General features: G+C 70.0%; 11 protein-coding genes. 10 read left to right on the plus strand and 1 reads right to left on the minus strand.

All coding sequences use genetic code 11. The features are described 5' to 3' along the window. On the minus strand, positions 1-1032 hold the full coding sequence (locus SZN_RS02675) for an NAD-dependent epimerase/dehydratase family protein (RefSeq protein ID WP_078508393.1): 1032 nt from the start codon (positions 1030-1032) through the stop codon (positions 1-3). 1252 nt (positions 1033-2284) lie between these two features. On the opposite strand from SZN_RS02675, the gene SZN_RS38075 reads away from it, so the two are divergent. From SZN_RS38075 to def, 10 genes are all read left to right on the plus strand, one after another. Next, complete coding sequence (locus SZN_RS38075; protein ID WP_007491190.1) at positions 2285-2467, plus strand: helix-turn-helix domain-containing protein; 183 nt, start codon at positions 2285-2287, stop codon at positions 2465-2467. Positions 2468-2504: 37 nt separating this feature from the next. Beyond that, positions 2505-3671: a tyrosine-type recombinase/integrase gene (locus SZN_RS02680; protein WP_007491191.1), complete on the plus strand. Its 1167-nt coding sequence runs from the start codon at positions 2505-2507 to the stop codon at positions 3669-3671. Between the two features lie 35 nt (positions 3672-3706). Next, positions 3707-4522 (plus strand): SOS response-associated peptidase, encoded by an 816-nt coding sequence (locus tag SZN_RS02685; protein ID WP_007491192.1) that lies wholly within the window; start codon positions 3707-3709, stop codon positions 4520-4522. 1 nt (position 4523) lies between these two features. Continuing rightward, the gene (locus SZN_RS02690; protein ID WP_007491194.1) at positions 4524-5153 is read left to right on the plus strand and encodes an alpha/beta hydrolase family protein; all 630 of its coding nucleotides are present in this window, start codon (positions 4524-4526) and stop codon (positions 5151-5153) included. A gap of 257 nt (positions 5154-5410) precedes the next feature. Beyond that, positions 5411-6094 carry an RNA polymerase sigma factor SigR gene (sigR, locus tag SZN_RS02695; RefSeq protein WP_007491196.1) on the plus strand — a complete coding sequence of 228 codons (684 nt, stop codon included), beginning with the start codon at positions 5411-5413 and terminating at the stop codon, positions 6092-6094. Then, positions 6091-6393, plus strand: coding sequence for a mycothiol system anti-sigma-R factor (rsrA, locus tag SZN_RS02700; protein ID WP_007491199.1), 303 nt, complete (start codon positions 6091-6093; stop codon positions 6391-6393). The genes sigR and rsrA overlap by 4 nt, the downstream gene beginning before the upstream one ends. Positions 6394-6506: 113 nt before the next feature. Further along, the gene (locus SZN_RS02705) at positions 6507-7814 is read left to right on the plus strand and encodes an HD-GYP domain-containing protein (RefSeq protein WP_007491202.1); all 1308 of its coding nucleotides are present in this window, start codon (positions 6507-6509) and stop codon (positions 7812-7814) included. Then, positions 7811-9052: an HD-GYP domain-containing protein gene (locus SZN_RS02710; protein WP_007491204.1), complete on the plus strand. Its 1242-nt coding sequence runs from the start codon at positions 7811-7813 to the stop codon at positions 9050-9052. The genes SZN_RS02705 and SZN_RS02710 overlap by 4 nt, the downstream gene beginning before the upstream one ends. 108 nt (positions 9053-9160) lie before the next feature. Further along, positions 9161-10141, plus strand: coding sequence for a tetratricopeptide repeat protein (locus tag SZN_RS02715; RefSeq protein ID WP_043727776.1), 981 nt, complete (start codon positions 9161-9163; stop codon positions 10139-10141). Positions 10142-10237: 96 nt separating this feature from the next. After that, positions 10238-10888, plus strand: a complete 651-nt coding sequence (def, locus tag SZN_RS02720) for a peptide deformylase (protein ID WP_007491208.1) — start codon at positions 10238-10240, stop codon at positions 10886-10888. Positions 10889-11146 lie beyond the last annotated feature (258 nt).

Below are 11146 nucleotides of genomic sequence, written 5' to 3' on the forward strand. Positions count from 1 at the left end.
TTACGAGCCCAGCTTCGCGAGGATCTCCTCCTCCTTCTCCGGCGAGATGCCGTGCTCTGCCCAACGGGGGTGTTCGACGGGCACACCGCCCGACTGCATCCACTCCCAAGTGGCCGCTACGGTCTCCACCAGGGGACGGCATTGCAGGCCAGCGGCCTGCGCCCGCGTCGAGTCCACATTCCAGACGCCCGCGTGGGTGCGCCAGAGAGGCAGTTCGGTCCACTGCTGCACACCCTGGTCAATCAGGAGATCATCGGGTGCCCAGACCAGTCGCCCCCCGCTTCCGGTGACATTGAGACAGGCTGTGAGGAATCCGCCCATCGTCTCCCGACCCAAGGGCGCGGTGACGTTGAACTCACCGCCGTTCGGTGAAAGGGCCTGATCGAGCGCAAACGCTGCTACGTCGCGTACGTCCACCGGTTGGATCGATTTGTCTGGCTCTCCCGGCGCGAGGATCATCCCGCCCTTTGAAGTGCGCCGGAGCCACCAAGGGAGGCGACCCACGTATTCTCCGGGTCCAAGAATGACGCCGGGCCGCAAGATCGACACCCGCGGAGCGCCGAACGTGGTGATGGCGGCGCGCTCCGCGCCGGCCTTCTGGCGACCGTAATACCAGTCGGGTCCATCCCAGTTCGCCGGCAGCCGTCCAAAGTTCACATCGGCGTCGGCCGGTGCGTCCAGCAACTCGGAGCATTCGGTCAGCGGCTCGTCTGGCCATCCGCGGTAAGCATTCACGGTCGAGATGTAGACGTATTTGCCCGCCACGGGCTGCAGCGCCTCGGCACCGGCCAACACATCGCGTGGGGCCAACTCGGAGGCCGATGTGTCGATCACCGCGTCCCACGGCCCCTGCTGTCGCAGCCGGAGGAGGTCCGCGTGCACGGTGCGGTCTCCGAGGATCTCTTGAGTGCCTTCCGGAGCCGTACCGGACCTGCCTCTGTTGAAGACAGTCACCGACCAGCCACGATCAAGCGCAGACTGAGCAACGGCTCGCCCAAGGAACCAGGTCCCACCAAGCACCAGAATTTTCATGTTGCTGATCCTGCCCGTTCAGGGCACCTCCGTGCTACAGCGCCCCCTAATCATGAACTCTCGACAGCCCCGTCGCCGCGAGCCCGGACTGGCGGCGACGGGCCATGGCTGGAGGCCCGACCATGGAGCATGCGATCCCGAACGGCTCTCGCGCCGGCTTCACCAGCGCTTCGCCCACGCCAGGCGAGAACAAAGCTCAAAGGGCTGGAACCTCCTGACTATGTCAACGTACATCGTCCCGCAAAGTACATGGTCAGGAACGGGGCCTGTGGGGACCTCCAAGGCGACCAGTGCCACGTTGGTGTCGTCGTGTAACGGCCGTGTCTATGACCCCATAGGCGCTCTGTCGCGTCAGTGCCCCATTCGCTCACGGCAGACGAGGCAGATTTCCAAAGGACTGGAACACCTCCCGATGATATGTCAACGTACAACAGGCCCAGGAGGAAGCAGGCGCGTTAACGGCTCGCCGGGTGAAATGGAGGGAGACTGTTCTGTCGGTCGGTGGTCTTCGAGGCGTTGAGGTGGGACGGCCAATTCTCCACGTACTCGGTCGATTGAAGCCTGTGATGGTCGAAAGACGGGTGGCTGCGCAGCGGTGTTCACTGGACTCTGCGCTTGCATCTCTGCGGGTTTGCCTACCGAGTGAGGACTTCTTGCAACGATGCTACGAAGAGGGCCGTGCCGTAATCGCGTTGGCGAACAGTGTTCCGGCGACTCCGCACCAAGTGGTGCGCGGCCCCGAGGTTCCCGAGTGTCGTATCACGGTGCCTCTCGACTGACCTACGGGCGAGGTCCCGCTAGCAGCCACACCGGGCAGACGGCCTCGACGACCAGGCAGCCGTCGGGTGCGGTGCGGCGCGCAACATAGCCGACGATCGCCGGTTAGCCAAACCGGCGATCGTGACGACCATTGGGGGTGTTCGCAGCGGCTGCGCTTGGCGGTGGAGCCGTTGTGGATGCAGCCGGTAGTGCCGCAATGTGCAAGGAGGTAGTAAGCGGCCCTGTCCACGGCTTCCCTGGAATCAGCAGCGCCGTTTGCTGAAAGAGGATCCACGTCGAGGTGGCGTGGACTCTCTGGTGTTGCTGATCCTGTTCTGTCGCTCTGTGCGCCCCTTCCCGAGAGATTCCACCCGATGTGCCGATCCGCGATACCCCCTGCCCATTTCCCTCTTCGATTGAAAGCCCTCTCTGCATTGCTCGCCGACTTCATTCCTGTCCTGGATTGCGCTGAGGCAAACGGGCTGGTGGCGCTTTGACCGCCGGAGGTAGCAACCGGCTGCTGACCCCGGAAGAAGTGGCCGCATGGCTCAAAGTCAGCGAGATAACCGTCAAGAACAAGTATCGCGCATGGGGGCTAAAGCCTCAGAAAGTCGGTCGCCTTCTGCGCTTCCGAGAGCGCGATATCGTGAGCTATTTGGACCGAAACTACGGGTGAGCCTGTCGCATGGCACCCAAGAGCGAAAGGAGGCCACTTGGCCACCGTCTTCCAGAAGTGCAAGACCGATGACAAGAATAGGAACTATCCGTGTGAGAAGACCAGATGCGGCCATCCCTGGACGGTCAGATACCGTGAGCCGGGAGGCCGCTCCGGGCGGCAGCGTGAGAGGACGTTCCCGACCAAGCGCGAGGCCGACGACCACGGTGTGGAGATGGAGAACGCCAAGCGGGAAGGCACGTACCTCGATCCCAAGCGGGGCGCCGTACCGCTTCGGACGTACGCGGAGGCGTGGTTCGAACGTCAGCATCTCGCACCCAACACGGAGAACACGTACGAGCGGGCCTTCCGGCTGCACGTCTTCCCCTTCATGGGTGAACGGCTGCTGACCTCGATACGCCCCGATGATATCGAGCGGTTGGGCGCGCACCTGACGGCTGGAGGGCTCTCCGCGCACTCCGTTCAGGCGTACACGACACCCCTGAAAGCGGTCTTCACGGCCGCCGTGAACAACGGGGATGTCGGTCGGCATCCCTTCCGCGGTGCCAAGCTGCCCGCGCTGCCGAGCCGAGCCGTGGATGAGACGCTCCTCCCGTCCGGTCAGCAGGTGCAGGACATCGCAGACGAATTCCGCCGCGAGTGGGCGCTGTCCGTCTGGCTCACGGCGGGCCTTGGGCTTCGGATGGGCGAGATGCTCGGTCTCCGGGTCGGGGACGTCCTCGACGACCGCGTACGGCTCCGCCGCCAGGTAACCCGCGTCAAGGGCGTCAGGGGGGCCGTACTGGGCCCGCTGAAGCATCGCAGGAAGGGAGACTGGCGGGACATTCCGTTGGCGACGAACCTGTCCGAGGCCGTGGGCGAGCACGTGGCCCGCTATGGCACCGGTCCGGACGGTGCCCTGTTCCAAACGATCACCGGAACCCTGGTCACGACCTCGGACTACTCGTCCGCGTTCCGTAAGGTCGCGAAGACCCTGGGTTACGACTGGTCGCCTCACGACTTGCGGCACTGGTTCGCCACGACCGCGCTCAGCAACGGTCTGCCACTCTTGGACGTGTCCAGGTGGCTCGGACACAAGAGCATCAAGGAGACAGCGGACACGTACGGGCACCTCACTCCCGACTCCACGGGCCGGGCTGTCAAGGTGATGGATGTGGCGCTGACCCAGCACCGTGCTGACTTGGTGCTGACTGACGCGGCATGATTCAGCGTTTTCTCTGGTCGGAGGGGCGGATTGGGATGTGCGGACGGTATGCGGCCAGTCGTGGGCCCGGGGATCTCGCGGGCATCTTCGAGATCGAGAAGTGGGAGCCCGAGGAGACCCTGGAACCGGACTGGAACGTGGCTCCGACCAAGGAGGTCCACGTCGTCCTGGACCGCCCTCTGAAAGACGCGGCAGACCCCCGGCCGGTTCGGCAGCTGCGCAAGCTGAAGTGGGGACTGGTGCCCAGCTGGGCCAGGAGCCCCGAGAACGCCTTCAAGATGATCAACGCGCGCGCGGAGACCGTCCACGAGAAGCCCTCCTACCGCAGGGCCTTCGCCGCCCGGCGCTGCATCCTCCCCGCCGACGGCTACTACGAATGGGTCACCGGCGTCCAGGAGCGGGACCTGGAGGTCGAGGGCAGGCGCAAGAGGCCGCGCAAGCAGCCGTACTTCGTGCTGCCCGCCGACGGCTCGGTGTTCGCGATGGCCGGGCTCTACGAGTTCTGGCGGGACCGGACGCTGCCCGACGCGCACCCGCTCGCCTGGTGGGCGACCTGCTCCGTGATCACCACCGAGGCCGAGACGACCCCGCTCGCGGCGGCCCCCGCCGAGGGCCCGCGCACCCTGGCCGAGATCCACCCCCGGATGCCGCTCATGCTGACCCCCGACCGCTGGGACGCCTGGCTCGACCCCTCCCGCGACGACCCCGCCGAGCTGCGCGCCCTGCTCGACCCGCCGCCGCCCGGCCTGCTGCGCGCCCATCCCGTCCCCACCCTCGTCAGCAACGTCCGCAACAACGGCCCGGAGCTGCTGAAGGAGCTGGACGGACCGGAAGAGGGCACACTCTTCTGACGTGACGACCGAGATCATCGCGACGGACGCGGGAGACGCCCGCGTCACCTGGCATCCCGCACGGCGGCCCCGGCTGGTGCTGGCCGTGAGCCACGGGGCGGGCGGCGGCATCGAGGCCAGGGACCTGCGGGCGCTCGCCGCCGTGCTGCCGGCGCACGGGGTGAGCGTCGCCCTCGTCGAGCAGCCCTGGCGGGTGGCGGGCAAGAAGGTGGCGCCCGCGCCGAAGACGCTCGACACCGGCTGGCGGGGCCTGTGGCCCGCGCTCGCGGCGCACGGCCCGCCCGTGATCGCCGGGGGCCGCAGCGCGGGCGCGCGCGTCGCGTGCCGTACGGCCGTCGAGCTCGGGGCGCACGCCGTGCTCGCGCTCAGCTTCCCCCTGCACCCCCCGGGACGGCCGGAGAGGTCCCGTGCCGCCGAACTGCTCGGCGCCGGGGTGCCCACCCTGGTCGTCCAGGGCGCCGACGATCCGTTCGGCAGGCCCGGGGAGTTCCCGGCCGGCGACTTCGAACTGGTCGAGGTGGCGTACGCCGACCACGGACTCGCCGTGCCCAGGCGCGCGCCCCTCGGACAGGACGAGGCCGTGGCGCTCGTCACGGACGCCGTCGTGCGGTGGACCGCGTCACTCGGGTAAAGCTCCGGGAATGCCCGGGGCCCGGCCTTGGTTGTGGCGGACAGCGGTGCTGAGAACGGCAGCGCGCACGCCGTAGAGAGGAAGTCCGCCGCATGGGTTCGACCTTCTGCCCGAGCCGCAGCAGCCGCGCCGACCTGGAGTGGACGGTGCTGCGCGCGGCGAGGACCGCGCCCGTTCGAGGGGCGGCGGGCACGGCGGGTCGTCTATCCTCCGATTCAGGCGAGACCGGATTCGGTCCTGCCCGCAATCTTGAGGAGGTGGGTCCGGTTCCCGGTACCGACGCAGGGACCGACGACGGCCTGGCGGAGCAGCCCGAGGGCCGGGGCACGAGCGCGGAGTCGACCGCCGAGCGCAGCGCGCGCTTCGAGCGGGACGCGCTCGAATTCCTCGACCAGATGTACTCGGCCGCCCTGCGGATGACCCGCAACCCGGCCGACGCCGAGGACCTGGTGCAGGAGACCTACGCCAAGGCGTACGCGTCCTTCCACCAGTTCCGCGAGGGCACCAACCTCAAGGCGTGGCTGTACCGGATCCTCACCAACACCTTCATCAACTCGTACCGCAAGAAGCAGCGTGAACCCCAGCGCTCCGCGGCCGAGGAGATCGAGGACTGGCAGCTGGCCCGCGCCGAGTCGCACATGTCGACCGGACTGCGCTCCGCGGAGTCGCAGGCCCTCGACCATCTGCCGGACTCGGACGTGAAGGAAGCGCTCCAGGCCATCCCCGAGGAATTCCGCATCGCCGTGTACCTGGCCGACGTAGAGGGCTTTGCGTACAAGGAGATCGCGGACATCATGGGGACACCCATCGGTACGGTGATGTCCCGGCTGCACCGGGGCCGCCGTCAACTGCGCGGCATGCTCGAGGACTACGCCCGTGAGCGCGGGCTTGTCCCGGCCGGCGCCGGAGAGTCGAACGAAGCGAAAGGCTCGGGCTCATGAGCTGCGGAGAGCCGCACGAGACGGACTGCTCCGAGGTACTCGACCATCTGTACGAGTTCCTCGACAGCGAGATGCCGGACATCGACCGTGACAAGTTCAAGCAGCACTTCCAGGAGTGCTCGCCGTGCCTGGAGAAGTACGGCCTGGAGCAGGCCGTGAAGAAGCTCGTCAAGCGGTGCTGCGGACATGACGACGTGCCGACGGACCTGCGCGCCAAGGTCATGGGGCGGATCGACCTCATCCGCTCCGGCCAGGCCGTCCCCGAGCACGACGTCACCGCCACCCCGCAGGAGTCCTGAACTCCCCGCCGTCACTCGAACGTGCTAATCGGGGAGCGATAGGCCCTCCTCGGCCCCTCGCACCGACCTAGGCTCCGCGGTGAGCTGGTCATGGTGGGGGGAGGGGCGTCGGCATGGAGGCGTTACCGGCACGCGCGCGCGTGTACGTGGCGTGTGTCGCCCTCGGCGCCGTGCTCGCTCTGCTCGCTCCGCCCGCCGCAGGCACACCCTGGTGGGCGGTCGCCCTCCTGGCCGCGCTGTTCGCCGGCGGGGAGCAGGTCGCCGCCCGGGGCCGGCTCTCGGGCACCTTCTACCCCGTCCTGCTCGCGGGCGCGTTCCTGCTGCCCGCTCCCGCCGCCGCGCTCGTGGCGGTGCCGGGAGCGCTGCTGTGCCCGGTCGGACCGCGCCCGCGCACCACGCGCCGGGTGTGGCGCGCATCCCAGCTCGGGGTCGCGGTGTGGGTCGCCGCGCAGGCGCACTCCGCCCTCGCCGCGCGGGACGCCGTGGCCGCCGCCGACTTCCCCGACGCGCTCGCCGACGCCGGCCTCGCCGTCGCCGCCTTCTGCCTGGTCCTCACCGCGCTGGACGGCGGCATCCTCGCGCTCGCCGAGCGCGTCCCCGTACGCCGGGCCTGGCGCGGACTGTTCCTGCGCTCCCTGGCGCCGCTGGCCGTGCACGGACTGGCGGGGCTGATGATGGCGGTCCTGTGGCGCAGCGCCTACGGACCCGTCGCGGCGCTGCTCGTGCTGCTGCCCATGTGGGTGTCGTGGTGGGTGTTCGCCCAGTACCACCGCGAGCGCGCGGCGCACCAGGCGACCATCCGGGGGCTCGTCCAGGCCGTCGACATCAAGGACGGCTACACCCGCGGCCACAGCGAGCGGGTCGGGCAGGCGTCGATGATGATCGCGCGCGAGCTGGGCCTGGCCGACGCGCGCGTGGAGGTGCTCCGCTTCGCCGGGATCCTGCACGACGTCGGCAAACTGGGCGTGCCCACCAGGCTGCTGCGCAAGGACGGCCCCCTCACCCCCGAGGAACGGCGGGTGATCGAGCTGCACCCGGAGTACGGACACGAGATGGTCCGCGGGATCTCCTTCCTCGGCGAGGCACGGGCCGCCGTGCTGCACCACCACGAGCGGCTGGACGGCAGCGGCTACCCCTACGGTCTGAGGGGCGGCCAGATCCCCGAGTCCGCCCGCGTGGTGGCGGTCGCCGACGCCTTCGACGCGATGACGTCCAACCGCTCGTACTCCCGGGCCCGGCCCGTGCCGGCGGCCCTCGGCGAACTGGAGCGGTGCGCCGGCTCGCACTTCGACCCCCGTATGGTCACCGCCCTCGTCCGGGCCGTCGCCCGGCACGGCTGGCATCCCGCCGTGACCGCGGACGAGACGTCCCTGCCGCAGCCGCGCCCGCCCGTCTCTCCCGCGCCCGGGGCCCGCAGGTGAGGACTCCCGCGGCACACCCGCTGCTCGGCGCGGTGCACGCCTGCGCCGCGGTCCTGGCCGCCGTCAGCCTGTTCGACATGCTCGGCGGCGCCCTCAGCGAACGCGGCACCGCCCTCGCCTTCGGTGCCCTGGTCACCCTCGGTGAACTCACCCGCTGGACCGGGGCCGAGGGCCGGGAGGCCGCCCCGCTCGGCGCCGCCGCGGCCCTGTCGTACGCCCTGCTCGGCGAGAGCGGCGGAGAGCCCACCCACCACGGTGTCACCCAGGTCGTCGGCGTCGTCCTCGCCGCCACGCTGATCGGCTGCGTCCCGCACATCGCGCGCGGGCGGCCCGTCCTCGACCACGTCTCCCGGCGCGTGCTCACCACAGGCTTCGCCGCCGTCTGCTTCCAACCCCTGTACAGCCAGGGCACCTTCCGGGGCTGGGGCACCGCCTACGCGCTGCTGCTGGTGGCGATCCTCACCCTCACCGCCCTGTGCGACGCGCTGCTCGCCGCCGCGCAGGCCCACGCGCGCACCCGGTGGCCGTTCGTGCCCCTGCTGCGGGACGAGGTGCGGGCGACGCTCGGCATCGGCTCGGCCGTCTGCGCCACCGGTGCCGTGATGGCGCTCGCCGTCGCCGTGGCCGGACTGTGGGCACTGCCCGTCTTCTGCGTCCCGCTGCTGCTCACCCAGCTGTCCTTCCACCGGTACGCTGCCGTGCGCACCACCTACCGGCAGACGATCGCCTCCCTCGCCCGCGCCACCGAGATCGCCGGGTACACCCCGGCCGGGCACGCCCGGCGGGTGGCGGCGCTCAGCCGCGAGGTCGGCCGCGACCTCGGACTGTCCGACGCCGAACTCACCGTCCTGGAGTACGCCGCCCTGATGCACGACATCGGACAGCTCAGCCTGGTCGACCCGGTCGAGGCCGGGGCCACCGCCGTGCTCCCCGTCGAGGAGCAGCGCCGCATCGCGCTGCTCGGCGGGGCCGTCGTCCGGCAGACCGGGGTGAATCCCCAGGTCGCGCTGGTGGTGGAGCGGCTCGCCGACCCCTGTCCCGAGCAGCCGGTGGCCGCCCGGATCGTGCGCGCGGTGAACGCCTACGAGGAGAAGGCGCGCGACGCCGGTCCCGGGGGTCCGCTGAAGGCGCTGGAGGAACTGCGCCTGGCGACCGCCGGGGAGTACGCGCCGGAGGTCGTCGGCTCCCTCGCCCGGGTGCTGTCGAGGGACGGTCTGAGCATGCCCGTGGCTGGGTAACCCATGGGTAATGAGCGGCCTTCCAACCGCACGTGGTTGGATGCGAAGGAGAGGGTGTCCGGGGGCAGCACCGGCCAGCCCACCCCCAGGAACTGGCAGGCGGGAATCGTGAGGATCTTCGGCAAGGGACGGCACCGGCCCTCCGCCTCCTGGCGGCAGGCCACCGACCGGGCGTTCACGCTCATCGGCGACGGCCGGTACGAGGACGCGGGCGCGCTGCTGACACGGGCCGCCGATCTGGAGCCGTGGCTGTCGGAGTCCTGGTTCAACCTCGCCCTGCTGCACAAGTTCCGGCACGACTGGGAGCAGGCGCGCGCCGCCGGGCTGCGGGCCGTCGCCCTGCTCGACCGGGAGGCCGGCGCCCCCGACTGGTGGAACGTCGGGATCGCGGCCACCGCCCTCCAGGACTGGCCGCTGGCGCGGCGGGCCTGGCAGGCGTACGGGCTGCGGGTGCCGGGCGGGGCGACCGAGTCCGGCGAGCCGGCCGGCATGGACCTGGGCAGCGCCGCCGTACGGCTCTCGCCCGAGGGGGAGGCCGAGGTCGTGTGGGGGCGGCGGCTGGACCCCGCCCGGATCGAGGTGCTGTCCATCCCGCTGCCGTCCTCCGGGCGGCGCTGGGGCGAGGTCGTGCTGCACGACGGCGTGCCCCACGGCGAGCGCACCATCTCCTCCGGGCAGGCGTACCCCGTCTTCGACGAGATCGAGCTGTGGGCGCCCTCGCCGGTGCCCACCTGGGTGGTCCTCCTGGAAGCGGCCACCGAGGCCGACCGGGACGCTCTGGAGCGGCTCGCCGCCGACGCCGGGTTCGCCGCGGAGGACTGGTCCTCGTCGGTGCGGCTGCTGTGCCGGATGTGCTCCGAGTCGCGGATGCCGTCCGACGAGGGGGACGGTGAGCATCTGGACCCGCACGACCACAGCGAGCCGGGCCACCCCGGCCCGCTGGGCCATCGCACCGACGGCCAGCTGTGGGTGCCCGAGCGCGAGTGCGGGGTGGCCGCGCCGGCCGCGCTGGTGCGGGGGCTGCTGGACGGCTGGGTCGCGGACAGCCCGGACTCCAGGGACTGGCGCGATCTCGAAGAGGTCTGCTGAGCGTTCGCCGTACCCTGTAGGAGCGTCACCCTCCCCCTTGTTCTCCGCTTCTTCTCCCCTTGTTCTTGAGTTTGTGCAGGAAGGCATACGTCTGTCATGGCCCAGCAGGACACCGATCAGCAGCACGCGGGCGTGCTCCCCGTCGACGACGAGGGCTTCGTCATCGACACGGAGGACTGCGAGGAGCGCGAGCAGGCGTACCGCGAGCGCGGCACCTCGCGGCCCGTCACGGTCGTCGGCAATCCGGTGCTCCACAAGGAGTGCAAGGACGTCACCGCGTTCGACGACGAGTTGCTGAAGCTGGTCGACGACATGTTCGCCAGCCAGCGCACCGCCGAGGGCGTGGGCCTGGCCGCCAACCAGATCGGCGTCGATCTGAAGGTCTTCGTCTACGACTGCCAGGACGACCAGGGCGCCCGGCACGTCGGCGTGGTCTGCAACCCCCGGCTGGTGGAGCTGCCCGCCGACCGGCGCAGGCTGGACGACAGCAACGAGGGCTGCCTCTCGGTGCCGACGGCGTACGCCCCGCTCGCGCGCCCGGACTACGCCGAGGTCACCGGTCAGGACGAGAAGGGCAACCCGGTCAAGGTGCGCGGCTCCGGGTACTTCGCTCGGTGTTTGCAGCACGAGACCGACCACCTGTACGGGTACCTCTACATCGACCGGCTCTCCAAGCGGGAGCGCAAGGACGCGCTGCGGCAGATGGCCGAGAACGAGCCCCGCTACCCCGTGGTCGCGAACGACTGACGTTCCCCACGGAGCCTTCACGACTCCCTCACCGACGGCGTCCGCTCGCCCGCATCGCACCGAACGGACGCCGTTCGCATGTCCATCGCACGTGCGAGCCCCTACGCACAGGGAGTGATCCATAACCAGTCACATAGGGGGAGATTCACGGCACTGGGGGGTAGTGAATGGAGCAAATCCGTTCCCAGAACGGTCAGTTGTGGTGCTGAATGTAAGTGCGGGGATACACGACGGCGCACGCCCGGTAGAGCGGGAGGG

Origin of the sequence: Streptomyces zinciresistens K42 (assembly GCF_000225525.1) — a bacterium.
Classification (GTDB): Bacteria; Actinomycetota; Actinomycetes; order Streptomycetales; family Streptomycetaceae; genus Streptomyces; species Streptomyces zinciresistens.